This is a genomic window from Paraburkholderia sp. UCT31, assembly GCF_014397655.1.
Lineage (GTDB): Bacteria > Pseudomonadota > Gammaproteobacteria > Burkholderiales > Burkholderiaceae > Paraburkholderia > Paraburkholderia tuberum.
Window position 1 is genome coordinate 26,664 of record NZ_VZQP01000011.1, and the last position, 24,422, is coordinate 51,085.

Annotated in this window: 22 protein-coding genes and 2 tRNA genes; 8 read left to right on the plus strand and 16 right to left on the minus strand. The window is 66.2% G+C overall.

From position 1 onward, the window contains the following. Nucleotides 1-8: 8 nt before the first annotated feature. The gene (locus F6X40_RS11530; RefSeq protein WP_187627953.1) at nt 9-485 is read right to left on the minus strand and encodes a hypothetical protein; all 477 of its coding nucleotides are present in this window, start codon (nt 483-485) and stop codon (nt 9-11) included. Between the two features lie 538 nt (nt 486-1,023). Between F6X40_RS11530 and F6X40_RS11535 the strand changes: the two genes are divergently transcribed. Then, complete coding sequence (locus F6X40_RS11535; protein ID WP_184073796.1) at nt 1,024-2,418, plus strand: sigma-54 dependent transcriptional regulator; 1,395 nt, start codon at nt 1,024-1,026, stop codon at nt 2,416-2,418. 337 nt (nt 2,419-2,755) lie between these two features. After that, complete coding sequence (locus tag F6X40_RS11540; RefSeq protein ID WP_187627954.1) at nt 2,756-3,727, plus strand: thymidylate synthase; 972 nt, start codon at nt 2,756-2,758, stop codon at nt 3,725-3,727. Between the two features lie 122 nt (nt 3,728-3,849). On the opposite strand, the gene F6X40_RS11545 is transcribed toward F6X40_RS11540, so the two are convergent. Then, a complete protein-coding gene (locus F6X40_RS11545) occupies nt 3,850-6,396 on the minus strand; it encodes a DUF6600 domain-containing protein (RefSeq protein WP_187627955.1) in 2,547 nt (848 codons plus the stop codon). Nucleotides 6,397-6,545: 149 nt separating this feature from the next. Next, nucleotides 6,546-7,259 carry an ArsR/SmtB family transcription factor gene (locus tag F6X40_RS11550; RefSeq protein ID WP_184061380.1) on the minus strand — a complete coding sequence of 238 codons (714 nt, stop codon included), beginning with the start codon at nt 7,257-7,259 and terminating at the stop codon, nt 6,546-6,548. 212 nt (nt 7,260-7,471) lie between these two features. Between F6X40_RS11550 and F6X40_RS11555 the strand changes: the two genes are divergently transcribed. Together F6X40_RS11555 and F6X40_RS11560 are read left to right on the plus strand one after the other, a co-directional pair. After that, nucleotides 7,472-7,612, plus strand: a complete 141-nt coding sequence (locus tag F6X40_RS11555) for a hypothetical protein (protein ID WP_167368602.1) — start codon at nt 7,472-7,474, stop codon at nt 7,610-7,612. Between the two features lie 118 nt (nt 7,613-7,730). Then, nucleotides 7,731-8,237, plus strand: a complete 507-nt coding sequence (locus F6X40_RS11560; RefSeq protein WP_184073788.1) for an acyl-CoA thioesterase — start codon at nt 7,731-7,733, stop codon at nt 8,235-8,237. Nucleotides 8,238-8,250: 13 nt separating this feature from the next. Here the strand turns inward: F6X40_RS11560 and fumC are convergent, their stop codons facing one another. From fumC to F6X40_RS11585, 5 genes are all read right to left on the minus strand, one after another. Then, nucleotides 8,251-9,648 carry a class II fumarate hydratase gene (gene fumC / locus F6X40_RS11565; protein WP_184073786.1) on the minus strand — a complete coding sequence of 466 codons (1,398 nt, stop codon included), beginning with the start codon at nt 9,646-9,648 and terminating at the stop codon, nt 8,251-8,253. Nucleotides 9,649-9,663: 15 nt separating this feature from the next. Then, nucleotides 9,664-11,265 carry a phospholipase D family protein gene (locus tag F6X40_RS11570; RefSeq protein ID WP_187628038.1) on the minus strand — a complete coding sequence of 534 codons (1,602 nt, stop codon included), beginning with the start codon at nt 11,263-11,265 and terminating at the stop codon, nt 9,664-9,666. Nucleotides 11,266-11,514: 249 nt separating this feature from the next. Further along, on the minus strand, nt 11,515-12,474 hold the full coding sequence (locus F6X40_RS11575; RefSeq protein ID WP_187627956.1) for a bile acid:sodium symporter family protein: 960 nt from the start codon (nt 12,472-12,474) through the stop codon (nt 11,515-11,517). Nucleotides 12,475-12,802: 328 nt separating this feature from the next. Continuing rightward, nucleotides 12,803-14,227 (minus strand): MATE family efflux transporter, encoded by a 1,425-nt coding sequence (locus F6X40_RS11580; RefSeq protein WP_187627957.1) that lies wholly within the window; start codon nt 14,225-14,227, stop codon nt 12,803-12,805. 294 nt (nt 14,228-14,521) lie between these two features. Next, a complete protein-coding gene (locus F6X40_RS11585; protein ID WP_187627958.1) occupies nt 14,522-14,740 on the minus strand; it encodes an RNA-binding S4 domain-containing protein in 219 nt (72 codons plus the stop codon). A gap of 332 nt (nt 14,741-15,072) precedes the next feature. Here F6X40_RS11585 and F6X40_RS11590 point away from each other — a divergent pair, with 332 nt between their 5' ends. The 3 genes from F6X40_RS11590 to F6X40_RS11600 all read left to right on the plus strand — a co-directional run bounded on the left by F6X40_RS11590 (nt 15,073) and on the right by F6X40_RS11600 (nt 18,092). Continuing rightward, nucleotides 15,073-15,591: a hypothetical protein gene (locus F6X40_RS11590; RefSeq protein ID WP_187627959.1), complete on the plus strand. Its 519-nt coding sequence runs from the start codon at nt 15,073-15,075 to the stop codon at nt 15,589-15,591. 61 nt (nt 15,592-15,652) lie between these two features. Next, nucleotides 15,653-15,835, plus strand: a complete 183-nt coding sequence (locus tag F6X40_RS11595) for a hypothetical protein (protein ID WP_184073778.1) — start codon at nt 15,653-15,655, stop codon at nt 15,833-15,835. A 61-nt stretch (nt 15,836-15,896) separates the two neighbouring features. Further along, nucleotides 15,897-18,092, plus strand: a complete 2,196-nt coding sequence (locus F6X40_RS11600; protein ID WP_187627960.1) for an ATP-dependent helicase — start codon at nt 15,897-15,899, stop codon at nt 18,090-18,092. 88 nt (nt 18,093-18,180) lie between these two features. Here the strand turns inward: F6X40_RS11600 and F6X40_RS11605 are convergent, their stop codons facing one another. The 8 genes from F6X40_RS11605 to fdxA form a co-directional block, all read right to left on the minus strand. Continuing rightward, nucleotides 18,181-18,948 (minus strand): DUF4088 family protein, encoded by a 768-nt coding sequence (locus F6X40_RS11605; protein ID WP_090801217.1) that lies wholly within the window; start codon nt 18,946-18,948, stop codon nt 18,181-18,183. A gap of 334 nt (nt 18,949-19,282) precedes the next feature. Next, on the minus strand, nt 19,283-19,606 hold the full coding sequence (locus F6X40_RS11610; RefSeq protein ID WP_184073774.1) for an AzlD domain-containing protein: 324 nt from the start codon (nt 19,604-19,606) through the stop codon (nt 19,283-19,285). Beyond that, nucleotides 19,603-20,364 (minus strand): AzlC family ABC transporter permease, encoded by a 762-nt coding sequence (locus F6X40_RS11615; RefSeq protein ID WP_187627961.1) that lies wholly within the window; start codon nt 20,362-20,364, stop codon nt 19,603-19,605. Before F6X40_RS11615 ends, F6X40_RS11610 begins: the two co-directional genes overlap by 4 nt. Nucleotides 20,365-20,541: 177 nt before the next feature. Continuing rightward, the gene (locus tag F6X40_RS11620) at nt 20,542-21,384 is read right to left on the minus strand and encodes a helix-turn-helix transcriptional regulator (RefSeq protein WP_187627962.1); all 843 of its coding nucleotides are present in this window, start codon (nt 21,382-21,384) and stop codon (nt 20,542-20,544) included. A 121-nt stretch (nt 21,385-21,505) separates the two neighbouring features. Beyond that, nucleotides 21,506-21,982, minus strand: coding sequence for a CreA family protein (locus F6X40_RS11625; protein ID WP_184027898.1), 477 nt, complete (start codon nt 21,980-21,982; stop codon nt 21,506-21,508). A gap of 159 nt (nt 21,983-22,141) precedes the next feature. Next, nucleotides 22,142-22,217: transfer RNA gene (locus F6X40_RS11630), tRNA-Asn, on the minus strand. Between the two features lie 62 nt (nt 22,218-22,279). Next, nucleotides 22,280-22,355: transfer RNA gene (locus tag F6X40_RS11635), tRNA-Asn, on the minus strand. A 118-nt stretch (nt 22,356-22,473) separates the two neighbouring features. Then, the gene (fdxA, locus tag F6X40_RS11640; RefSeq protein WP_184027901.1) at nt 22,474-22,797 is read right to left on the minus strand and encodes a ferredoxin FdxA; all 324 of its coding nucleotides are present in this window, start codon (nt 22,795-22,797) and stop codon (nt 22,474-22,476) included. 291 nt (nt 22,798-23,088) lie between these two features. Between fdxA and pncB the strand changes: the two genes are divergently transcribed. Further along, on the plus strand, nt 23,089-24,285 hold the full coding sequence (gene pncB, locus F6X40_RS11645) for a nicotinate phosphoribosyltransferase (RefSeq protein ID WP_187627963.1): 1,197 nt from the start codon (nt 23,089-23,091) through the stop codon (nt 24,283-24,285). Nucleotides 24,286-24,422 lie beyond the last annotated feature (137 nt).

The following is a 24,422-nucleotide window of genomic DNA, read 5'->3' on the forward strand; positions in this document are numbered from 1 at the left end:
CGTCCTGCTTACTTGCGCTGGTAGGTCGCGACGTTGCCCTGGGCGGCGCGCGCGGCATCGACGGGCACCGGCAGCGGCGAGGGTGGCGCGATCTCGTCCCACAACGTCACCTGGTTGCCGCCGCTTTGCATCAACCGGGGCGTCGCGGCGACCATCAACATGCCGACCGCGCCGCCGCGTTGCCGCGACAGCATCTGGTCGTCGAGCGAAATATCGTTCATGGATGCAGCATCGGCAGCCGGGCTCGACGGGTTGGCGGCAATCTGGCTGTCGTCCTCCGCGGCAACCGGCGCGGTGGCTTGCAGGCTGGTGGAGGCGGGGTCGGCGGCATCGCTGGAATCCGTCAGCGTGGCGAATCGCGCCGGGGCGGCTTGCGCTGTCGGAGTGCCGGCACTCGCCGGCAGGGCGCTGAACGCGAGAGCTGCGCAGATCGCGAAGTATGGTGCGCGGCGGCTTATCAGATCGATGCGGAATGCGAGTCGCATGATGTGTCTCCCTGGTGCACGCCAATTAGCGAAACGTGTGCCATCGCTCGCAATCCATTGATACGTCTGGCGCCAACCAGCGCAAACACGACTAATGCGTTCCAAATCGGGAAAAAACGTTGCAGCCCTGAAACGGATCAGCAGAAAATACCTGTAATTCGTTAATCCGCGACGTACGAAATACTGTCGCGAGAACGCCACGAAAAGCGCTTCCACTAATGTTTTATTTGTCGGCTGAATAAATCGCGATCGGCCGCTAAGCCTTGATGGGCAACGGGTCAATCGATTAAATTCGCATAATTGTTTTCGAAGCGGCGCGCGTATAGTAAGCTCTCGAAAACAGCTTCAGATTTAAAAAAGGCCCATATCGGGCCGTCTCGAACACACACGCCGCTTTCTTGGGGATCAGCTGTCCGCACGGAATGGAATGGCCGTTCGGGTTTTGCGATTCGCGAATCCTGGACGAGTCAGCGTGTCTGAACCGCAATTTCAGGTGCATGCGTCGTCCTTAACGTTCGTTGGCGAGAGGATCTGAATAATGGAACCCGCAACGCGGCAACTGATTTACGTTTCGCGTGACCCGAGCGCGGAACTGAATACGCGTTTTATGCAGCGTGGCTGGCATGTCGAAGTCGTGGGATCGGCGCGCGATGCGCGCCGGGCAGTGCGCACCGGCTCGGCTGCTGGTGGCCTGCTCGATCTGTCCAGTGATTTCCAGCCGCACGAAATCGCTGCTTTTGAATCCTGTTTGACCATGCCGAACGTCGGCTGGGTCGCTGCCACTACGCCTGGCCAACTCCAGGACGCCGCGTTGCGCCGGCTCGTGCGCGACTACTGTTTTGATTACGTGACGGTGCCGTCTTCTGGCGACCGTATTGTCGACTCGGTCGGTCATGCGTACGGCATGATCTCGCTGAGCGAAACGGCGTCGCACGACGGCTCGCAAGGCGCCGAGGGCGAGATGGTCGGCTCGTGCGACGCGATGCTCGCGCTGTTCCGCTCGATCCGCAAGGTCGCGATGACCGACGCGCCGGTGTTCATCTCCGGCGAATCGGGTACCGGCAAGGAGCTGACGGCAGTCGCCATTCATGAACGCTCGGCGCGGCGCAACGCGCCGTTCGTGCCGATCAATTGCGGTGCGATCCCGCCGCATCTTCTGCAATCGGAACTGTTCGGCTACGAGCGCGGTGCGTTCACCGGCGCGAACCAGCGCAAGATCGGCCGGGTTGAGGCGGCCAACGGCGGCACGCTGTTTCTCGACGAAATCGGTGATCTGCCGCTCGAAAGCCAGGCGAGCCTGTTGCGCTTCCTGCAGGAGCGCAAGGTCGAGCGGCTCGGCGGCCATGGCGCGATCGACGTCGACGTGCGCATCATTTCGGCCACGCACGTGGACATGACCGCGGCGATGATCGAAGGGCGCTTCCGTTCCGACCTCTATCACCGCCTCTGCGTGCTGCAGATCGACGAGCCGCCGCTGCGCGCGCGCGGCAAGGACATCGAACTGCTCGCGCGGCACATGCTCGAACGTTTCAAGAAGGATGCGAGCCGCCGCCTGCGTGGCTTCGCGCCCGACGCGATCGCCGCGCTGCATAACTACGGCTGGCCCGGCAACGTGCGCGAACTGATCAATCGGGTGCGGCGCGCGATCGTGATGTCGGAGGGACGCGCGATCACCGCGCGCGACCTCGAACTTGCCGAATACGTCGAGATCGTGCCGGTGTCGCTCGCGCAGGCGCGCGAAGCGGCCGAGCGTCAGGCGATCGAGCTTGCGTTGCTGCGGCATCGCGGGCGGCTCGGAGACGCGGCGCAGGAACTTGGCATCTCACGAGTAACGCTCTACCGGCTGCTGTGCTCGCACGGCATGCGTCATATGGAAGCCGAGCCGATGGCGCCGCCGCACGGCGATTTGCCGGCGTCGGTGCAGCATCTGTAGGCGGCGCGGGCGAGCGGCGAGACGGGCGACGTGGCATGTGAAGGTCTGGCGCGTCGCCGGGGGTCTCGGGCTGTGCCGGTTCGGACGGATTGACTGTGCCTTCCGGGCGCAGCGACGCCAGCCGGCCAAGCGTCGCGTCGAAGCACTTTTGCATGCACGTGTTTGCCGCCCGTATATCGCGTACGGCGGTGTTTTCCTTTCCGTCTGATATTTCCCTCGATATTCCCCATGGGGCGCGCCATGCCCCGGCGGCGTGCGGTCGCGCTTGTTAGAATCGGGTTTTGCTCAATTCCGTGTGCGCGCCTGATCGGGTTCGCGCCGCGCAGAAGGAAACTGCATGAAACAATACCTGGACCTCGTCCGTACGATTCTCGACACCGGCACGTGGCAGGAGAACCGCACCGGCATCCGCACCATCAGCATGCCCGGCGCGATGCTGCGCTTTGATCTGCAACAAGGCTTTCCAGCGGTCACGACGAAGAAGCTCGCGTTCAAGTCGGCGATCGGCGAGCTGGTCGGGTTTCTGCGTGCTTCGCGCAGCGCCGCGGATTTCCGCGAGCTCGGCTGCAAGGTGTGGGACGGGAACGCGAATCAGAACGCACAGTGGCTCGCCAATCCGTATCGCGAGGGCCCGGATGATCTCGGTGATGTCTACGGCGTGCAATGGCGCAAGTGGCCGGCCTACAAGGTGCTCGACGCCAGCGCGAGTGCGCAACTCGCTGACGCGCAGGCGCGCGGTTTTCGCGTGATCACGCAGTTCGACGAAGAAGGCCGCTCGAAGGTGCTGCTTTACAAGGCGATCGACCAGCTGCGCCAGTGTCTCGACACGATCATGCAGAATCCCGCCGATCGACGCATTCTGTTCCATGCCTGGAACCCAGCTATGCTCGACCAGATCGCTCTACCGGCTTGCCATCTGCTGTACCAGTTTCTGCCGAACGTTACGCGCCGCGAAATTTCGCTGTGCCTGTATATCCGCAGCAACGACGTCGGGCTTGGCACGCCCTTCAATCTGACCGAGGGCGCGGCGCTGCTGCATCTGGTCGGACGGCTGACGGGCTATACGCCGCGCTGGTTCAGCTATTTCATCGGCGATGCGCATATTTACGAGAATCAGCTCGATATGCTGCACCAGCAGCTCGAGCGCGAGCCGTACGAGAGTCCGCGGCTCGCGATTTCCGATCGCGTGCCCGACTACGCGAAGACCGGCGTGTACGAGCCGGAATGGCTCGAGACGATCGAGCCTGCGGATTTCTCTCTGGTCGGCTATCGGCATCACGACCCGCTGACGGCGCCGATGGCGATCTGATGTCGGTGGGAGCGGGGCGGTAGCGCTCGCTCTCGTCGTCGTCGAATAACAGAAGCCCCGCGATGGTTTGCATCGCGGGGCTTTATTGTTGCCGGGACGGCAGGCGTCCTGCTCAGCTCTGCTCAGCTCTTGTGATGCTCGTCGCGATTGCCGCCGCCCTGGTGCTGCTCGGCATGTTGCGGTTGCGGCTGGGATTGCGGACGTGGCTGCTGCACCTGCTGGGGCCGCGGTTCGGGGCGTGGCTGCTGCATCTGCGGACGCGGCTCGGGCCGGGCTTGCGGCATCGGCTGTGAACGCGGTTCGAAATGCGGCTGCTGCGCCTGCTGGAACTGCGGTTCGGGCCGAGAGGCTTGCGGCATCGGCTGCGGACGCGGTTCGACACGCGGCTGTTGCGCCTGCTGCATTTGTGGTTCGGGACGCGGTTGCTGCGGCGGGACGGCGCGCGGCGCCTGTTGCGTCACAGGCGGATGCCGGTTTGGCACACGCGCCTGTTGCTGCGCGGCCGGGTTGTCCGGCGGGTGGGACATACCGGCCTGTTGCGCGAAGCGCGGCTGTTGCGGGCCGCCCGGTTGCGCCATGCGCGGTGCCTGCTGCGCCATCGGGGTATGCGGCTGCGTCCATGCCGGCTGAGACCTGCCGACCGCGCCCCATTCCTGCGGCGCGCCGCGCTGCCGTGCGTACGCCGCCGCGTTGGCTGAATTCCCACCGGCTGCTTGCGGCGGCCGCGGCACACCATTCGACGGATGGCCCATATTGCCCGCGAGCCCACTCTCGCCAGGCTGCGGCGGACGCGGCTTGCCGACCATCTGCGGCGGCATGCCCTGACGCGCTTGCGGCGCTTCGCCATGCGGCCCCACGACGCCGGCTTCGCCGGGCCGCTGGCCAGCCTGCTCGACGCCATGCGGGCCGTTACCGCCCATTGCGCCGGGGGCGCCAGGCGCGCCAGGCGCACCCGCGGCCATCCCCGGCGGACGTCCCGGCACATGCGATTGCACGACCCGCACATTCGCCATCGGCAGCGCGCTCGGTGCGCCGGTCATATGCGCCGGCACCGCGGTGCGCACGACCGGCTGGCCGCCGCCGGGCACCCGACCGCCGCTTTGCGCGAAGCGCTGCGCGAGTTCGTCGTGATAAGCGGCCGGCATGACGGGATTGCGAGTCGCGACGACCGGCCGGCCGACGACGCTCGCCGGTGGCCGGTAGTTCGCGCGCCGCAGATCCGACCCGAAGCTTTCGCGCACCGGCGCGATCCCCGGTGCGCCCGGGTTGATCCGCGCGTTGCGCCACTGCGCCGGATCGACCTTCTGCGAAAAGCGTCGGACTGGCTGACCGTGCACGAACGCTGTCGCCGGCACGGCTGTCACCCCGCCCGGCACGCGATAGTTCACGTATGTGTTGTGGATGTTCACGTTGCGGCGGTAGTCGTTGACGATCGTCGTGCGGTTCACGCGGTTGTAGTACCCAGCGCTCCAGCGGTCGTGAGCGCCCCAATGCGGATGCCACCGCTCGCCCGGCCCGAGCGGAAACCACGCGACGCCCGTCGCGATGACCCCGCCGACCGCCAGGTTCACACCCCAGTCGACACCGCCGTCGTCGTCGCCGACGAATGCGACCAGCGCCGGCGCATAGACCGGCGCCGCGTCCGCTTCGAGCGGACCTGGCACCCAGGCCCACGTGCCGTCGACCTCGGCCCAGCGGCCGTAGTGGTACGGCGCGAAGCCCCAAGGTTGGTCGTCGACCCAGGTCCAGCCCCACGGCGCCTGCCAGACCCAGTGGCCGTCGTGATACGGCGCCCAGCCGGCCGGCGTCGCGTTCGGCAACCACACTTCGCCGTACTGCGGCGTCTCGCGCCATGTGCCGTTGGCATCGAGGTCCTCGTAGCCGGGGATGTCGCGCGACACGTAGCGCGCCGACAGCGAGCGGTCTTCGGTCGCGTCGCGGCTGGCGGCCCACTGGTCGAGCTCGTCGACAGCGGGGGCGCGGTTGTCGGCGAGCTGCTGCAGGCTGGTGCCGGCAAAGCGGATCTGCTGACCCGCCGCGACCGGCACCTGGCCGCCGTCGCCGTACGCGATCGCGCTGCCGCTGCGCACGGTGACGGTCGTGCTGCTGCCGTCCGGCGCGACGTCGACGCGGTAGTCGCCGGGACCATTTACGCCGAGCGCAAGGTTCGGCGTGTCGATTTCATACGACGAGCCCGGCGCGAGCTCGCGCACGCGCGTCGATAGCGTGCCTTGCGCGACTTTCAGTTGCGCGGTCGTGTCGTCGAGATTGAGCACGTCGAGGCTCGTGTTCTGGCCGAGGCGCACCGCGGTCGAGCCGATGTGCAGCTCGGAGCGTGCGTTCTGGTCGTTCCATAGCTGGTCGCCGGTCGTCAGCGGCCGGTTGATCTGCGCGTACGACCAGTCGGTCGCGCCGGCGGGCTCGGTGGTCACGGCGCCGGCCGTGTAGTTCAGCCGGGCGATGCGCCCCGGCGGATCGCCGCCCGACGGATCGCCGCCCGACGGATCGCCGCCCGGCCCGACGGCCGCCGCGGCTTGTGGCGCGGGTGTCGCTTGCTGCGCCAGGGCGCTCTGCGTCGCGAGCGCGACGACGGCGGCCGCGATCAGCGTATAGCCGCTCATCCGGCGTCGGATCCCGGCATGCTGCACGGGCTGCTTGGCGTGTGTCATGACTGATCTCCGACGGACGTGGCAATGGGCCGGGTCCGTTCAGTCACTGTACTTGCCGCCTATGTTTCAAGAATCGCTCATTTGTAAGGTGGATTCACTGGCGTGTAACAAAAGGTCTCGCCACGTCGGGCCGCCGGCAGGTGAACGGTCTATCCGGCCAGAAACGCATCGAATTGTTGATGGCCTGCCGGCGTGACGCGCAGCACGCGCGGCCGCTCGGTCCGCTCGACCCAGCCATGCGCCGACCACGCATCGAGCAACGCCGCGCCGAGCGCGCCGCCCAGATGCGGTCGGCGCATGCTCCAGTCGAGGCAGGTGCAAGCGAAGCGCCGCCGTCGGGTCTTCTGCGCGGCCATGTCGATGCCCCAGTCGGCGAAGCGTGCGACGCCCTGCGCGGTCGCTTCGAGCGATGCGCCGTCTTGCGTCAACAGTCCGCGCTCGAGCATGCGCTCGAACATGCGCACCGACAGCTCGCCTGCCATGTGGTCGTAACAGGTGCGCGCATAGCGCATTTCCAGTGGCACGGTGCGTGCCGGACGCGGCACGGAGCGCTGTGGCGCGCTGACCTGCGCGACGTTGGCGAGTGCTTCGATCGATGCAGCGATGTCCGCCGACGCGATACGGAAATAGCGATGTCGGCCGCGCACTTCGAGCGCGAGCAGCCCGCCGTCGGTGAGCCGTCCGAGATGGGCGCTCGCCGCCGATGGCGACAGCCCCGCGATCATCGTCAGTTCGCCGGCTGGGCGGGCGCTACCGTCCATTAGCGCCCACAGCATCGCGGCGCGGCCGGGATCGGCGAGTAGCGCGCCGATGCGGCTCAGGCCAGGGAAGTGGTTCTGGTCGTCTAAGAGGGGGGCGGTCATGGCGCGTCTCCTGAATGGGCGGCACAGGGGACAGCGCGGTCCAATCGCAAAGCCCGCCGCCACGATTCCTACTCTACGCGCATCGGGTATTCGATGTTTCAGCTTCGCGTGAACAATCGATGCGACGGACGTGTCCGGCTCGGTCCGCGTTTGCGCGTCGTCGCGAGCCACCAGGCTAGAATCGAAGCCTGTCCTTGCAGGAAATCGATGTGATGAAAACTCTTCTCGCCGTCGCCGCGGCGGTTCTGCTGTCCAGCGCCTGCGCGGGGGGCGGAGCCGGCTCGGGGTCGGCCGGCAGCGGCAGCATCAACATGTACGGTACCGTCGACACAGGGATCAGCGTCCACAACTAGGCCCACCCTCGGCCCATCGGCGCGCTTCGCGCCGCGTCCCCAATCGACGCCGCGCCGCGCGCAATATTGCGCTCGTATAATCGTCTCCTTTCAATGCATCCGATTGACCGGAGTCAAGATGAGCACTGTTCCCACCGCACCGCTGGACCGTTCGGAAACCACCTTCCGCTTTCTCGCCGAGCCGACCTCGGTCAACTTCGGCGGCAAGGTGCATGGCGGCGCGCTGATGAAGTGGATCGACGAAACCGCCTACGCATGCGCGGCGGTATGGTCTGGGCGCTATTGCGTGACGGTCAGCGTCGGCAATATCCGTTTCCGCCGGCCGATCCTCGTCGGCAATCTGGTCGAGCTGCGCGCGCGCGTCGTCGCGACGGGCCGCACCAGCATGCACATCCACGTGTCGGTGCACGCGGGCGACCCGAAGGGCGGCGAACTGCTGCAGACCACCGACTGTCTCGTCGTCATGGTCGCCGTCAACGAGAACGGCCATCCGGTGCCGGTGTCCGCCTTCCTGCCCGAGACCGAGGAGCAGAAACGCCTCGCCAGGTACGCGATGGACGTGAAGGAAGCGCTCGACGCGATCGTCGAGCTGAAGCCGGAAGAAGTCGCGCAGGGAAAGATCTAAGCGCAGCGCATCATCATGCGGTGCGTCCGACCATATCCTTCGGTCGCACCCACTCGTCGAACTGCTGCTCGGTGACATAGCCGAGCGCCAGCGCCGACGCCTTCAACGTCGTGCCTTCCTTGTGCGCCTTTTTCGCGATCTGCGCGGCCTTGTCGTAGCCGATGTGCGGATTGAGCGCCGTCACCAGCATCAGCGATTCGTTGAGCAAGGTATCGATGCGCTCGTGATTCGGCTCGATGCCGGCCGCGCAGTTGTCGTTGAAGCTGTGCGCGCCGTCGGCGAGCAGGCGCACCGACTGCAGCACGTTGTGCGCGATCATCGGACGGAACACATTGAGCTCGAAGTTGCCGCTCGCGCCGCCGATGTTCACGGCGACGTCGTTGCCGAACACCTGCGCGCACAGCATCGTCAACGCTTCGGACTGGGTCGGATTGACCTTGCCCGGCATGATCGAGCTGCCCGGCTCGTTTTCGGGGATCGACAGCTCGCCGAGACCGCAGCGTGGGCCGCTCGCGAGCCAACGGATGTCGTTGGCGATCTTGTTCAGGCTCGCGGCCACCGTTTTGAGCGCGCCGTGCGCGAATACCAGCGCGTCGGCGGCTGCCATCACCTCGAACTTGTTCGGCGCCGACACGAACGGCAGACCGGTCAGCTTGCCGATCGCGGCGGCGACGCCGTCGGCGAACTTCGGGTGCGCGTTCAGTCCCGTGCCGACCGCGGTGCCGCCCTGCGCAAGCTCGTACAGATGCGGCAACGCCGACTCGACGTGCCGGATGCCGTGCTCGAGCTGCGCGACATAGCCCGAGAATTCCTGGCCGAGCGTGAGCGGCGTCGCGTCCTGCAGGTGCGTGCGGCCGATCTTGACGACGTCGGTGAACGCTTTCGCCTTGCCGTCGAGCGTGTCGCGCAACGTCTTCAGCGCGGGCAGCAGATGCTTGACGATGGCATCCGCGGCAGCCACGTGCATCGCGGTCGGAAACACGTCGTTCGACGACTGCCCGCGATTCACGTCATCGTTCGGATGCACCTTGCGCGCTTCGCCGCGCTCGCCGCCGAGCAGCTCGCTCGCGCGGTTCGCGATCACCTCGTTCAGGTTCATGTTGGTCTGCGTGCCCGAGCCGGTCTGCCAGACCGCCAGCGGAAATTCGTCCGGATGCTTGCCGTCGATGATCTCGTCGGCCGCCTGCATGATCGCGCGGGCCTTCTGCTCGTCGAGCACACCGAGGCCGAGGTTGACCTCGGCGGCCGCGCGCTTGATCACCGCGAGCGCGGTGATCAGCTCGGGCGACTGCTTTTCCGTCGAAATCTTGAAGTTCTGCAGCGAGCGCTGCGTCTGCGCGCCCCACAGGCGGGCGTTCGGCACTGCGATTTCGCCGAACGTGTCGCGCTCCATCCGTACGTCTTCAGTCATGGTTGACTCCGCTTCTCAAAGTTCCGAGTTGACAGGCAATAACGAGAATAGACCCGTTAGCGCATTCCGGTAAAAACCGGCCTGCGGATCGAAAATGTAGGTGCGTGTCTGGCCGTTCTCGACGTCGGTCCAGACGAGCGGCGACAGGGGCGCGCCGATCGAGCGCAGATAGGCGAGCTGGGCCGCGTCGGCGAGCGTCACGTGGTAGCTGTGATCGGGCTGGATGGCACGCTCGAAGATGCCGGCGACCTGATTCGCGAGTTCGGGGCTGTGGATCACGAGTGCGAGCTCGGTGTTCAGATTGGCCGAGCGCGGGTCGAGGTTCATCGAGCCGATGACGAGAATCTGGTGGTCGATCACATAAGTCTTCGCATGCAAACTCGCGCGCGAACGCGAGCCGACCAGCCCCACGTTCGGCGTCTCCTGGTATGACCTGAATTCGTACAGTTCGACGCCTGCCTGTAGCAGCGGCACCCGGAACGGGCTGTAGCCGGCCTGCACGGCGACCGCGTCGGTAGCCGCGAGCGAGTTGGTCAGCACTGCGATGCGGATGCCGCGGCGCGTGAGCTCGCCGGCCGCCTGCACGCCCGACGCGTGCGGCACGAAGTAGGGCGACACGATCAGGAAGTCGTGCTGCGCGTCGCGCATCAGTTCGCGCAGCCGCGCGAGCGGCGGGCTCACGTAGTCCGGCGACGGATGCGCGATCTTCTCCGGCGGGTCCGCCCTGAATTCCGCACCCGCCCACGTGAGGCCGAGCTGCTCGCTCGTAATCTGCGCGGCGAGCGGCGTCGCGTTCAGCGGTTTCGCGTTGTACGGATCGGCATTGGTGCGCCAATGGTGGCGCAGGTCGTCGCGCGTCTGGTCGAGTTCTTTCTGGTCGAATTTCTGCCTGTTCAGCGCACGCAGCGGATAGGCGAGGTCGCTGTTCCAGTAGTCGTCGAAACTCGCTGAGACGTCGGCGACGATCGGGCCCGCCGCGAGCACGTCCATGTCGCGGAACTGCAGCGTTTCGCTGGCGCTGAAGTACTCGTCGCCAAGATTGCGCCCGCCGACGATCGCGAGCTGGTTGTCCGCGATCATCGCCTTGTTGTGCATGCGGCGCGTGAAGTGGCCGATCTGCGTGAATACGTTCGTGGTGCGCTCGAACATGCCTTGCTGGGCGCTGCCGAACGGATTGAAGACGCGAATCTCGATGTTGTCGTGCGAGTTCAGCCCCGCCATGATGCGGTCGATGTCCTTGAAGTTCAGATCGTCGACCAGCATGCGCACGCGCACGCCGTGATCGGCCGCATACAGCGCGGCGCCGAGCAGCAGCTTGCCGGTGGTGTCCTCGTTGGCAATGTAGTACTGCATGTCGAGGGTTTTGGTCGCCGCGCGCGCGAGCGCGATGCGCATCTGCAGCGCGTCGGTGCCGTTCGCCAGCACGCGAAAGCCCGACTGCTCCGGATGCTTCGCCTCGAACGGCGCGAGCGCTTCGCGCAGCGGCGTATCCGCGGTGGCCGGGAGTGCGTGCGTGAGCTGGCGGTCGAACGCGGTGGCGGGCGGCTTCGTCGCGCAGGCGGTCACACATGCCGCCGCGCAACAGAGCAGGAAAAATTGCCTCGTCGTGCTGACTATCGAGTGGCGGCGCGCGGCCCGCCGATGTTGTTCGAATTGGCCCTGCACGCTGTTTTCCCCTTGTTTTGCAAGCTTTTCGCGTGGCGACAGCGAAGGCCTGCGCACGCTGTCGAGAAAACCATTCTAAGGGAATTGGGGCGCGTGTTCGTCGTTCGTCTGCAAACGCAGCAGAGTGCCGCGCGTCGGTCGGAGGGCGCCGCGGTTCGGTGATCCATCACCTGATGCGAACCGCGGCGCGCCGCCGCTCTATCAGACGCGCCCGGCGTGCAGCGCGCGCTCGCCGTCGGGATGGGTCGAGCCTGTCGCCGGGCGACCCGCCCACACTCCCGCGAGCAGCGAGCCCGACAGGTTGTGCCAGACCGAGAACAGCGCACCCGGCAGCGCGGCGAGCGGCGTGAAGTAGAGCTTGCCGAGCGTCGCGGCGAGACCGGAGTTCTGCATGCCCACTTCGATCGCGAGCGTACGGCAGACGGCTTCGTCGAAACCGAGCAGACGGCCGCCCCAGTAGCCGCCGAGCAGGCCGATGCCGTTGTGCAGGATGACGCCGACCATCACGACGAGGCCCACCGACGCGATGCTCTTCTGCGTGCCGCCCACCACCGCGCCGATGATCAGCACGATCGCGACCATCGACACGAGCGGCAGGATCGGTTCGATCTTGCGCACGAGCTTGCCGAACAGATGATTGACGACGAGACCGATGACGATCGGCAGCGCGACTATCTGCAGGATGCTCATCAGCATGCCGTGCACGTCGACGACGATCGACGCGTCGACGTAAAGGCGCGTGAGCAGCGGGGTCGCGAACACGCCGACGAGCGTCGACAGCGCGCTGATCGTCACCGACAGCGCGACGTCGCCGCGCGCGAGATAAATCATCACGTTCGACGCGGTGCCGCTCGCGACGCTGCCGACCAGCACCATGCCGGCGGTCAGGTCGGGCGGCATGCGCAGCGCCCTGGCGATGACCCACGCGGCGAGCGGCATCACGAGGTAGTGCAGCACGATGCCGGCGATCACCGGCGCGGGCCGCGAAAACACGCGCAGGAAATCGCCGGCCGACAGCGTGACGCCCATCGCCAGCATGATGATCGTGAGGAGCGTGGTGACGTGCGGCGCAACGCCGGAAAACGAGGCCGGCGAGAAGTACGCGGCGACCGAGACGAGCACGGCCCAGAGCGGGAATAGGCGGGTGACGCGGGCAAGCATGGCGGGTGGTCCCTGGTTATGTTGTATCGCGGGAAAGCGGGGGCTGCGGCGCGGCCGGGTGTCGGCTGGCGTTGCGGCGTTTGCCGCGCCAAAGCGGGTGAGGCGGCTACGGCCAAGCGCCGTGGCGAAAGCGCGGCAAAAACGGGCGGCCAATTGAAGCCGCACGCGAAGCGGGCAATGGTGAGTGCGCGAGCGGCGCCAGTCCGGCGCCTGCCTTCGTGAGGCGCGCCGTCGTGCGGTTCGTGGCGCGTGAGCGCGGGTTGGCGCTCGCGGGCCGCGGCGGCCATTTTACCTTTTACAGGGAGTGCTTCAGGAGTGGAGCGTACGGCTACCTTGCTCGAACCGAGCGCGCGGGCGGCGTGGCCGATGCGGCCGTCGGCGCCTGCCGCCGGCTCAGCCTGTGAAAACGCAGCGTCATCAGCAGCGCGACGCTGGCGAGACCTGCGGCGAGCCCCCACCACAAGCCGCGCGCGCCGAGGCCGGCGTGAAACGCGAGCAGATAGCCGGTCGGAAAACCGATCACCCAGTAGCCGAACGCGGCGGCGATCATCGGCACGCGCGTGTCCTTCAGGCCGCGCAGACAACCGGAGCCCACCGCCTGCATCCCGTCGACGATCTGGAAAATCGCCGCCACGCCGAGCAGCGAACTGGCGAGCGCGATGGTCGGCGCGTTGGCCGGGTCGTCCAGATGCAGATATAGCCCGACGATCCAGTGCGGCGCGGTGATCAGCACGAGGCCCGACATCGACATGAAGCCGACGCCGAGGGCGAGCGCGACGAAGCCCGCGTGGCGCGCGGCGAGCGGCTGACCGGCGCCGGCCCAGTAGCCGACCCGCACGTTGGCCGCCTGGCCGATCGACAGCGGCACCATGAACGCGACCGACGCGACGTTCAGCGCGATCTGATGCGCGGCCAGTTGCGATTCGCCGAGCAGCCCGACCATCAGGCCAGTGGCGAGGAACAGCGTCGACTCGACGCCGTAGGTGATCGCGACCGGCCAGCCGATGCCGAACAATTCGCCCATCAACGGCAGCTTCGGCCGCGTCGCGACGACGAAATGGCGGAAGCGCGGCCGCAGATGCAGCAGCGCCATCAGCACGAGCGCGGTCAGCCACACGGTGATCGTGGTCGCGGCCGCCGAGCCGAGAAAACCCAGCCGCGGCAGCCCGTACGCGCCGTGGATGAGCCCGTAGTTCAGGAAGCCGTTCACGCCGACGCTCGCGATCGACACCCACAACAGGCGCCGTGCCGCGCCGATCGCCGGCAGAAACGAGCGCATCAGGCCGACGCCGATCAGGCTCGCGGGTGCGCCCCAGCGCAACACCGCCGCGTATCGGCCGACGTTGTGCGCGAGCAGGCCCGGCTCGCCGACCGCGAGCAGGATCCTCGACGCGAACGACAGCAGGATGAACGCCGGCACCGACAGCAGCACCGACAGCACGAAACCGGTCCAGTAAATATGCGGCACCCGGCCGTCGTCCCGCGCGCCGCGCGCGTGCGCGACGCTGACGCTGACCGAGGTCAGCACGCCCTGCAGCAGCGTGACGACGACGAAAAAGAGGTTCGCGCCGAGGCCGCCGGCGGCGAGCGCATCGGGGCCGAGCGAGCCGAGCAGGATCGTGTCGGTGACGCTCATCGCCATTTGCGACAGTTGCGCGATCGCGAGCGGCGCGGCGAGCCGCGCGGTGTCGGCCGCGTGGCGGGATAGGGTCGGCGGCCGGCTGGCCGCGCGGGCGAAGCTGGGTTGAGTCATCGAATGTCTGACGGCGAAAAGTGGCAGCGGTGGCAACAGCGGTGGCGTCAGCGAAAGGCGGGCGCAAGCGGCGCCGCATTGCATCTCGCCGCGCGCTCCGACGGGCGTTGGAGCGGCCGGGCAGCGGGCGGGAAAAAAACGCGACGCGGCGCCGAGCCGGTCAGCCGACTCCTCGCCCGTGGCGCGGTCCGTCGTTTACCTGTCGAAACCGACAGCTTATTGCCTCCCCCGGCCGCTGTCGATGGACGACGCACAATTCTGGTGCGTGCCGTCCTGCGATTTTCCGGACTGCCGTCAGCCTTCGTGGATCGCGATCCGCGTATCGCCGAGCAGCACGACCTGGCCCGCGCGGATCTTGCAGGTCTTACGCGTCTCGACCCGGCCATCGACCATCACGGCGCCGTCGGCAACCATCATTTTCGCGGAGCCGCCACTATCCGCGAGGCCCGTGATCTTCAGCAGATTGTGGAGTTCGACGTATTCGCCGGTCAGCGTGAAATTGAGGTTGGGCATGGCGTTTGCACCTTTGGGCACGGGGTCGCGTTGGGGTTCGCATCATAAAGCAAGCGCACCCGGAGCGGCGCGGCCATCCTGCGAGCCCTTCGCGCAAGCAAATGAAAGTAGATGTTATTCAGTTGTCGGAAAGTGAAACGTTCCGTAACGCTGGTCGCACCGGACGGATTTCACTCCTAGAGTGCAGTTCAGCAGCAAAGCCCGCTGGCTTCCGGGATCGCTCCCCGGCCGCCCATCCAGCGACGCACAGACCGGACGAGGCGCGCGCGACGTTCCGTCATCACGACGCCAGAGAGTCCGCCCGTGTCACAACAACTCCAGAGAGGATAGCCATGACCCAGATTCGTTCGCTCCTGATCGGTACCGCCCTCACTGCTTTTGCCGCGACGGCCGCCGTTGCGCAGACCGCGCAGCCGGCAGCAGGCATCGGCGCTCAGGCGCAGATCCAGAGCCAGGGCGCCGCCGGCATGGCGCCGCCGTCCGCGGCTGGCGCCCAGCGCATGCAGGTGCCGCCTTCGACGCAAGGCATGCAGCAAGTCCCGGGCGCACCCGCCGCGCAAGGCGTCGAGGCGCCGCCGCCGACCCGTTTGACGGCTTCGGGCTCCACCGACCCGCTCGTGCAGAAGCGCGACGCCGACGCGAAGGCCAACGCCGAGTATCGCGCGGCCAGGAAGTCCTCGAAAGCGGAATTGAAGGCGGAGCAGAAGGCCGCGAAGGACCAGTACAAGGAGCAGGTGCGCGGCGCGAAGCTGAACCAGAAGGCGGACAAACAGACCGCCAATAACGAAATGAAGATGAATATGGAAGGGCAGGCTGCCGCGCAAGGCGACGGCGCGGACGTCAAGCACTAAGCCCTGCTGGATGCCGCGGCGCGTGGGTCTGCGAGGCGCGCGCGCCGCGGGCGTCGGTCGCTTGACCCACCCGGCCGCGGCGCCCCCCACGCATGCGGACAAAAAGACCGCGAAAGCACAGGCGAAGGCCGACAAGAAAGCCGCGCTCGCCCAGGCGAAAGCGGACAAGACCAAAGCCGACGCGCAGGCCGACGCCGACAAGGCCAGCGCTGCTGCCAACCTGAAGGACGCGAAGAAACAGTAGTGCGCGGCGTAGACCGGCGGATAGGCGCCCGAAAAAAGGGGCGCTTGTCGCATGAGGTTGTATGGATATACAGTGTGCGTCGCATCCTGAAGATCCATCCAACCCGCGAAACCGATCAGTGTCCACCGTCGCCGAATCCGCTCCGTCGTTCGATACCGCCGCCTGGCTAGCGAAGCTCAACGACGCCCAACGCGAAGCCGTCGAATACGGGACCGACACGCCAGACGCGCTGCCCGGCGCGCTGCTCGTGATCGCGGGCGCCGGCTCCGGCAAGACCAACACGCTTGCGCACCGCGTCGCCAATCTGGTGGTGAAGGGTGCCGATCCGCAGCGCATCCTGCTGTTGACCTTCTCGCGCCGCGCGGCGCTCGAAATGACCCGCCGCGTGACCCGCATCGCGGGCGCCGCGGCCGCTACCGTCGGCCCACGCGCCGCGCTCGCGCAAGGGCTCACGTGGGCAGGTACCTTCCATAGTGTCGGCGCGCGGCTGTTGCGCGAATACGCGGATCTGATCGGCCTCGCGCCCGCGTTCACGATCAACGACCGCGAAGACTCCGCCGACCTGATGAACCTCGTGCGCCACGAGCTTGGACTGTCCGCGAAGGAGCGGCGCTTTCCGGCGAAGGGCACCTGCTTCGCGATCTACTCGCGTGTCGTCAACACCGGCGCATCGCTCGGCCAGGTATTGGACCGCGCGTTTCCGTGGTGTCGCGAGTGGGAGGACGATCTGCGCCGGCTGTTCGCCGCATACGTCGACGCCAAACAGAAGCAGAGCGTGCTCGACTACGACGATCTGCTGCTCTACTGGTCGCACATGGCCGCCGAGCCGAGCATCGCGGCCGATCTGTCGGCGCGTTTCGATCATGTTCTGGTCGACGAATACCAGGACACCAACCGCCTGCAGGCGTCGATCCTCCTCGCAATGAAGCCGGACGGCCGCGGCCTGACCGTGGTCGGCGACGACGCGCAGTCGATCTATTCGTTTCGCGGCGCGACGGTGCGCAATATCCTCGACTTTCCCACGCAGTTCGAGCCGCCCGCCAGGCAGGTCACGCTCGAGCGCAACTATCGCTCGACCGAGCCGATTCTCGCCGCGTCGAACGCGGTGATCGAACTCGCGAGCGAGCGCTACACCAAGAATCTGTGGACCGACAAGGCGTCGGCGCAGCGCCCGCGCCTCGTTACGGTCGCCGACGATGCCGCGCAAGCTCGCTACGTCGTCGAGCAGGTGCTCGAGGCGCGCGAGCAGGGCGTGAAGCTGAAGTCGCAGGCGGTATTGTTTCGCGCCGCGCATCACAGCGCCGCGCTCGAGATCGAGCTCACGCGCCGCAACATTCCATTCGTCAAGTTCGGCGGGCTCAAATTTCTCGACTCGGTGCATGTGAAGGACGTGCTCGCCGTGCTGCGCTGGGCCGAGAATCCGCGCGATCGCGTCGCCGGCTTTCGCGTCGTGCAGCTGCTGCCGGGCGTCGGCCCGGCCACCGCGGCGAAGGTGCTCGACGACATCGTCGCGCGCGCGGACGGCGGCGATCCGGTCGCGACCGCGGGCGGTGTGCTGGCCGCGTTTGCGGCGCCCGCGCGCACGCAGGAAGACTGGCATCCGTTCGTCAAGCTGATGTCGAGCGTGTACGGCCGGCAAACGCCGTGGCCCGCCGAGTTCGAGATGGTGCGGCGCTGGTACGAGCCGCATCTGGAGCGCAATCACGAGGACGCCGCGATCCGTCACGCGGACCTGCTGCAGATGGAAAGCATCGCGGGTACGTATCCGTCGCGTGAACGCTTCCTGACCGAATTGACGCTCGATCCGCCCGACGCGACCAGCGACGAATCCGGCGTGCCGCTGATCGACGAGGACTACCTGATCCTGTCGACGATCCATTCGGCGAAGGGTCAGGAGTGGCGCAACGTGTTCGTGCTGAACGGCGTCGACGGCTGCATTCCTTCCGATCTCAGCACCGGCAGCGACGAGGAAATCGACGAGGAACGGCGCCTGCTCTACGTGGCGATGACGCGCGCGAAGGAAGACCTGCACATCGTCGCGCCGCAGCGCTTTTACGTGCACAACCAGACGCATCTGGGCGACCGCCATGTGTGGGCGTCGCGCACGCGCTTCATCGCCACGCCGATGCTGCCGCTGTTCGACGCCTATGCATGGCCGCGCATTGCGGTGGCGAGCGCGCCGAGCGCGGCGGGGCTCGCCGCGGCCGCGCAGGCGAAGATCGAGATCGCGACGAAGCTCAGGAAGATGTGGGATTGAGCGGCTAGCACCGCGCGTTGGGATCGACGCGCGGGCAGGGGCGCGTTTCTCCGACGAAGGGACGCGCGCCGCGCGGGTCAGTGGAAGCTCAGCGCGACTGCCGCTGCTGTTGCTGCGCGACCGGAGGCGGCGGCACGAAGAAATTGCGCAGCCATGCCGCGAGCCGCGAGAACACGTCGTACGGCTCCTCGACGAAAATCTCCGGCTTCAAGAGCCGCAGATACTCCATGATCTGCTGCGCTTCCTGCTTCTGGAACGTGCCGTGCGAAATGCCTAGCCGCAACAGCCCACGCAGTTCGCCGAGCTTCTCGCGCGCGGTGCTGCCCACGCTCGTCTCGCACGCGACCTTCGCCTCGTAGACGCGCTGGCGCAGCGATTCGACGAGCCGCCATGCCGGCGTCTGCATCACTTCCTCGAGTGCCTGAATGTCCTGCACGGTACTCTTGATCTGCGAGGCGAGGGGGTCGACCAGCGTCGCGTCGCCTTCCGCTTCCTTGACGATTGCGGCGGCCCAGTCGCGGCATTGCTTGGTGAGCTCCTCGGGCGTCCATTCCGAGCGCGCCGCGAAACCGAACCCGAACTCGCCCGCCTGCCGCATCAGGATCGACACGACGTCCGGGAATTCCTTGTCGAGCGTGCGTTTGGCCCACGCGTACTGGCCGCCTTGCAGCATCCGCTGTACCGCGTGCTCGGTGAGCGGCACCATGTTGTCGAGCAGCTTGGCGCGTAAGAAATCCTCGAACGACGGCGTCGCGAACTGCGGATCGAGCTTCAGCGAGACCCGTAAAAAGGCCTCGAAGTCCTTGCGCAGCGACGCGACGGTCTCGTCCTTGAGCTTCAGGGTGATTTGACCCATGTGTTATCCCGTTTAATGCGGCTGCGCGCGGCGCTCCGTCGCAAGATCGCCCGGCCGCGCGCGGACCGAGGCGATGCGACGCCGGTTGCCGACGCGCTTGATTCCAGCCTGTTGCCGCGTAACCAGCGGGACGACTCCCGATGAGCGGACCTCGACTGCATATCGGCGGGGTGGCGGGAAACTTGAGGGCGGCCCGGCGACGCGCGGACGCTTTGGAGGGAAGCTTCGGGCAATGGCCCGCTTGGGAGTCGCTTGAACGGGAGTGCGCGGCCCGCGACGCGGCGAGGCGTCGACGGACCGCTGATGAGTCGATGAGCGTAGAGACAGGGCGCGCTTACTTCAGCACCACGCACTGCCAGACGAAGAACACGCCTAGACCGACTGCGATCGTCAGCAGCGGCCGGCGCGTCAGCGCGCTAACGACGATCGCGGCGAGCGCGCCGACCAGCTGCGGATTGCGCCAGTTCAGCTCGGCGTTGTTGCCGTGCGGTGACACGGCCATCGGGACGATGATCGCGGTCAGCACGGTGACCGGCACGAAGCTAAGCGCGGCGCGCAGAAGCGGCGGGAACACGAGCCGGTCGCCGAGCACGAACACGGCCGCGCGGATCAACCACGTAATCGCGGCCATGCCGACGATCAGAACGACGTAGTTCATCGCGTGGCCTCCACGGGACGGCGCGCGCCACGCAGGTTCAGACGCGACATCGACAGCAGCACGCCGACCGCGACTCCCGCGAACACCGCGCCGAGCAGGCCGAGCTTATACGGCCACGCCTGCCAGAAAAACGCCAGCGTGCCGGCGGTGACGGCCGCCGCGATATAGCGCAGCGCGACCAGTTGCGGCACGACGATCGCAATGAACGTCGCAACCATCGCAAAGTCGAGACCGAGCGACTGCAGGCCGGGGAAGGCCGCGCCGAACAGCAGGCCGGCGATGGTCCATAGCTGCCAGTTCAGATACATCGCGACGCCGGCGCCGCAGAAGTAGTACGGGCCGACCGTGCCCGGCTCGCGATGCCGGTAATGCTCCCACGCGACCGCGAAGACTTCGTCGGTGAGCAGCGCGCCGAGCGCCCAACGCCAGCGCTTCGGCAGATGCGCGACGTGCGGTGCGAGCGTCGCGCTATACAGCACGTGACGCAAATTGACGACGAGCGTGGTCGCCCAGATCACGGCGAAGCTCGCATGCCCGGCGATCAGGCCGAGCGCGATGAACTGCGCGGAGCCCGCGAAAACGACGAGCGACATCAACTGGCCGTGCCACAGATGCAGCGGGCTGGAGGTAACGAGCGTGCCGAAAATGACGCCGAACGGCGCGGCGCCGACCATCATCGGGATGATGTCGCGCGCGCCGGCGGCGAATTCTTTGAGATGGCCGCCCCGGGTGGGCTGGCCTTGGGTGGAATCGGTCAATCTAAGCCTCCTTGATGTCGGAAGCATAGCGGCTGACCGGCGTTCGGACTTGTACGTTCTTGCGGCGGATTGCTGATGGGGTGCAACGGTGTAGCGGGGGATGGCTGATGACGGGCTGACGGATTGCGGCGGCACGCTCACGGCGCGCGGTGCAGGCGCCGGCGGTGCCGCATCGCGTTACGAACCGCGCTGCGTTCCTTGCCATTGGCCCGGCGGCACGCCGAACATGCGCCGGAAATGCCGCGTGAAATGGCTCTGATCGGTGAAGCCGCTCGCGGCGGCGACGTCGGTCACCGGGACGCCGGCGCGCAACGGCGCGAGCGCGCGCTGCAGGCGCACCTGATTGCGCCACGCGTGGGGCGGCAGGCCGGTCGATTGGGTGAATAGCCGCGCCGCGTGGAACGGCGACAGACCCGCTGCCTTCGCGACCTCGGCGAGCGTCACCGGTTCGACGAGGTCGCCGGTCAGACGCTCCCGCATCAGTGCGACGCGAGTGTCGTCGGTGGCGACGCGCGCGGTGGCGGGGCGCGTCCGCGCATAGCGGACCAGCAACGTGGACAGCGCGTCGAGCATCGCGGTTTCGGCGGCGAGCGCGTCGTCGCCGGCTTCGAGCAGACGGTGGGCGTGCGCGAGCCGCGTCGCGAGATCGGAATCGCGGATCACGCCGGGCGCGAACCACGGTAAGGCCTGCGGCTTGCCGGCGACTTCGTCGGCCAGCGCGCAGAGGAACCCGACCGGCGCATACATCACGCGATAACGCCAGCCCGCCTCGACCGCCTTCGACCCCGTATGCAACTCGCCCGGGTTGATGACCGGCACGCTGCCCGCTTCGGCGACATGGTGCTCGCCGCTATACCGATAGCATTCCGCACCCGCGACGATCACCGGGATCGTGTAGGCGTCGTGCCAATGCGGCGCGAACTCGTGATCGTGATATTCGGCGGTGAGCAGATCCGCGCCGGGCAGTAGCGGCGTGCGCCAGTAGCGGGCGGAATCGCGGAAACGAGGGGTGGCGGTCATGACGAAAGTCTGGCTAGACCGGTCAGTTTAACGCGTCGTTGTCGGGGACGGCGGCGGGTGTGCAGCGCCGCGCCGCGTGCCGCTGGTGCCGTCAATTGCCGGTACTTGTCCTGACTTGCCCTTACTTGACCGGAATCGTCGTGCCAGTGGGCATCGGCACGGCGCTCACGCTGTTTTTCGCGCTGCCGCTGACGACGCGGTCGCTGTAGGTCAGATAGACCAGGGCGTTGCGCTTCGTGTCGACCACGCGCACCACGTGCAGCGACTTGAAGATCAGCGACATGCTGACCGAGAACACGTCGTCCTTCTGCTTGACGGGGCCGGTGAAATGCAACTCCCCGACCTGGCGGCACGCAATCGACGCCTCGGTCGGATCTTCGGCGATGCCGAGCGTGCCTTTGATGCCGCCCGTCCGCGCCCGCGACACGTAGCAGGTGACGCCTTGCACGATGGGATCGTCATAGGCCTCCACGACCACGCGGTCGGAGCCGGTAACGTGAAAATTCGTATTGACGCTGGCGATTTCTTCGCCCCGCGCCGAAGAAAGCAGCAGGGTGCCGGCGGCCGCGAGCGCGATGCGTAGCGAGGTGGATTTCATGAGCGTGCCGGTTGAGTGTCTGGAGTGGGCCGGCGCCAGAGCGGGGCGAAACGTGCGCCGTGAAGTCGCCATCGTATAACGGCGCGCGGCGCGCGTGAGGCTGTCCATCGTGGCACAAAAACAAAAAGGCCCGCATGGATGCGGGCCTTTCAAATTTTTTGGCTCCTCGACCTGGGCTCGAACCAGGGACCTACGGATTAACAGTCCGGCGCTCTACCGACTGAGCTATCGAGGAACAGCAGTACAACTTGATCTACATAAAAAAACCCGTCTTGATTAACGGGCTTTTGCAATTCTTGGCTCCTCGACCTGGGCTCGAACCAGGGACCTACGGATTAACAGTCCGGCGCTCTACCGACTGAGCTATCGAGGAACAGAACAACAACAGCAGAGAAGCGAAATTGTAGAGGCAGCTGAAACGTCTGTCAATACCTCGGCGTTCATCCTGATACTGAATCTGAACGGCCAAGGCAGGTGACAGGCGGCCGCGCTCAGCGCGTGAGCAGCGCGAGCTTTTCCTTCACATCCTTGAATTCCTCGGCTTCCGGCAGCGGTGCCTTGGTCTTCGTGATGCTCGGCCACGCTTTCGCCAGGTCGGCGTTCAGCGCGATGAAGTCCTGCTGGTCGCCCGGCACGTCTTCTTCGGCATAGATGGCGTTCACCGGGCACTCGGCCACGCACACGGCGCAGTCGATGCATTCATCGGGATCGATCGCGAGGAAGTTGGGACCTTCGCGAAAGCAGTCCACCGGGCACACATCGACGCAGTCGGTATAGCGGCACTTGATGCAGCTTTCGGTCACAACGTGAGTCATTCAGGCAGCTCCTGCATGCGGAATCGGGGAGGGCGCGGACGCCAAAAGAACTATTGTAACGTAACGTCAACAGGCGCATAAAGCATCGGGCCGTGCGTCTTATATGTTTTTGTGATTAGTTTATGGGGTGCCGCGAGCGGCCGCGCAATGGCGGCGAAGGCCCGGTGGCACGCTGGATGCGGACGCATTCGGGTAACATGCATCAGGTTGGCGCGCCGCTCGGCTCAGCGCGTCCGTTGCAAGGGTGCAGTGAGCCCTTTTCGTTTTTTCAGCGGTCCAGTTCGTACCATCATGATTATTACTTCGCTGCTCGATACCGATCTGTACAAATTCACGATGATGCAGGTGGTGTTGCATCACTTCCCTGCCGCCAACGTGGAGTACCGCTTCCGCTGCCGCACGCCGAAAGTCGATCTGGTGCCGTACATCGACGAGATTCGCGACGAAGTGCGCAAGCTCTGCGAACTGCGTTTCACCGACGACGAACTCGACTACCTGCGCCGCATGCGCTTCATCAAGGGCGACTTCATCGAGTTCCTCGCGTTGTTCCATCTGAACGAGAAGTACATTTCGATCACGCCGTCGCCGAAGGGCAATGGCGAAATCGACATCGACATCAAGGGGCCGTGGCTGCATACGATCCTCTTCGAAATTCCGGTGCTCGCGATCGTCAACGAAGTCTATTTCCGCAACACCCAGCAAACGCCCGACTATCACGTAGGCCGTGGCCGTCTGCTCGACAAGATTCAACTGCTCGGCGCTCGTCCGGAGTTCGCCGACTGCAAGATCGCCGATTACGGCACGCGCCGCCGCTTCTCGAAGCAGTGGCACGAGGAAGTGATCCTCACGCTGAAGGACGGTCTCGGCGAGCAGTTCGCCGGCACGAGCAACGTCTTCTACGCGATGAAGCACAGCCTGACACCGCTCGGCACGATGGCGCACGAGTACCTGCAGGCTTGCCAGGCGCTCGGTCCGCGGCTGCGCGACTCGCAGATCTTCGGCTTCGAGATGTGGGCGAAGGAATATCGCGGCGACCTCGGGATCGCGCTCTCCGACGTGTACGGCATGCAGGCGTTCCTGCGCGACTTCGACATGTACTTCTGCAAGCTGTTCGACGGTGCTCGCCACGATTCCGGCGACCCATTCGACTGGGGCGAGCGCCTGCTCAAACACTACGAGGCGAATCGTTGCGACCCGCGCACCAAGGTGCTCGTGTTCTCCGACGCGCTCGACATCCCGAAGGTGCTGCAGCTATACGAGCGCTTCCGCGGCCGCTGCAAGCTCGCGTTCGGCGTGGGCACCAATCTGACCAACGACCTCGGCTACAACCCGCTGCAGATCGTGATCAAGATGGTTCGTTGCAACGGTCAGCCGGTCGCGAAATTGTCGGACTCGCCGGGCAAGAACATGTGCGAGGACAAGGCGTATCTCGCGTATCTGCGCCAGGTGTTCGGCATCGCGCAGCCGGAAGAAGAGGCGACCAGGTAGCGCGCTTTGCGGACTGCTTTTCGGTTCATCGCCTGACCATGATCTGCTCGCGTTCGGGGGCACGGCGAACAGTGTCGCCGCGCTATCGACTGGCGGCAATATGCCGTTCGGCCAGGGTGTTCGCGCGGAGCGCGGCC

Excerpts from the sequence above, each read along its gene's own strand:
- F6X40_RS11535 (WP_184073796.1), top strand. The coding sequence starts at position 1,024 with ATGGAACCCGCAACGCGGCAACTGATTTACGTTTCGCGTGACCCGAGC.
- F6X40_RS11530 (WP_187627953.1), bottom strand. The coding sequence starts at position 485 with ATGCGACTCGCATTCCGCATCGATCTGATAAGCCGCCGCGCACCATAC.
- F6X40_RS11590 (WP_187627959.1), top strand. The coding sequence starts at position 15,073 with ATGACCCAGATTCGTTCGCTCCTGATCGGTACCGCCCTCACTGCTTTT.
- fdxA (WP_184027901.1), bottom strand. The coding sequence starts at position 22,797 with ATGACTCACGTTGTGACCGAAAGCTGCATCAAGTGCCGCTATACCGAC.
- F6X40_RS11585 (WP_187627958.1), bottom strand. The coding sequence starts at position 14,740 with ATGCCCAACCTCAATTTCACGCTGACCGGCGAATACGTCGAACTCCAC.
- F6X40_RS11610 (WP_184073774.1), bottom strand. The coding sequence starts at position 19,606 with ATGAACTACGTCGTTCTGATCGTCGGCATGGCCGCGATTACGTGGTTG.
- F6X40_RS11600 (WP_187627960.1), top strand. The coding sequence starts at position 15,897 with ATGGATATACAGTGTGCGTCGCATCCTGAAGATCCATCCAACCCGCGA.
- F6X40_RS11605 (WP_090801217.1), bottom strand. The coding sequence starts at position 18,948 with ATGGGTCAAATCACCCTGAAGCTCAAGGACGAGACCGTCGCGTCGCTG.
- F6X40_RS11545 (WP_187627955.1), bottom strand. The coding sequence starts at position 6,396 with ATGACACACGCCAAGCAGCCCGTGCAGCATGCCGGGATCCGACGCCGG.
- F6X40_RS11575 (WP_187627956.1), bottom strand. The coding sequence starts at position 12,474 with ATGCTTGCCCGCGTCACCCGCCTATTCCCGCTCTGGGCCGTGCTCGTC.
- fumC (WP_184073786.1), bottom strand. The coding sequence starts at position 9,648 with ATGACTGAAGACGTACGGATGGAGCGCGACACGTTCGGCGAAATCGCA.
- F6X40_RS11540 (WP_187627954.1), top strand. The coding sequence starts at position 2,756 with ATGAAACAATACCTGGACCTCGTCCGTACGATTCTCGACACCGGCACG.
- F6X40_RS11550 (WP_184061380.1), bottom strand. The coding sequence starts at position 7,259 with ATGACCGCCCCCCTCTTAGACGACCAGAACCACTTCCCTGGCCTGAGC.
- F6X40_RS11580 (WP_187627957.1), bottom strand. The coding sequence starts at position 14,227 with ATGACTCAACCCAGCTTCGCCCGCGCGGCCAGCCGGCCGCCGACCCTA.
- F6X40_RS11625 (WP_184027898.1), bottom strand. The coding sequence starts at position 21,982 with ATGAAATCCACCTCGCTACGCATCGCGCTCGCGGCCGCCGGCACCCTG.
- F6X40_RS11560 (WP_184073788.1), top strand. The coding sequence starts at position 7,731 with ATGAGCACTGTTCCCACCGCACCGCTGGACCGTTCGGAAACCACCTTC.
- F6X40_RS11620 (WP_187627962.1), bottom strand. The coding sequence starts at position 21,384 with ATGACCGCCACCCCTCGTTTCCGCGATTCCGCCCGCTACTGGCGCACG.
- pncB (WP_187627963.1), top strand. The coding sequence starts at position 23,089 with ATGATTATTACTTCGCTGCTCGATACCGATCTGTACAAATTCACGATG.
- F6X40_RS11555 (WP_167368602.1), top strand. The coding sequence starts at position 7,472 with ATGAAAACTCTTCTCGCCGTCGCCGCGGCGGTTCTGCTGTCCAGCGCC.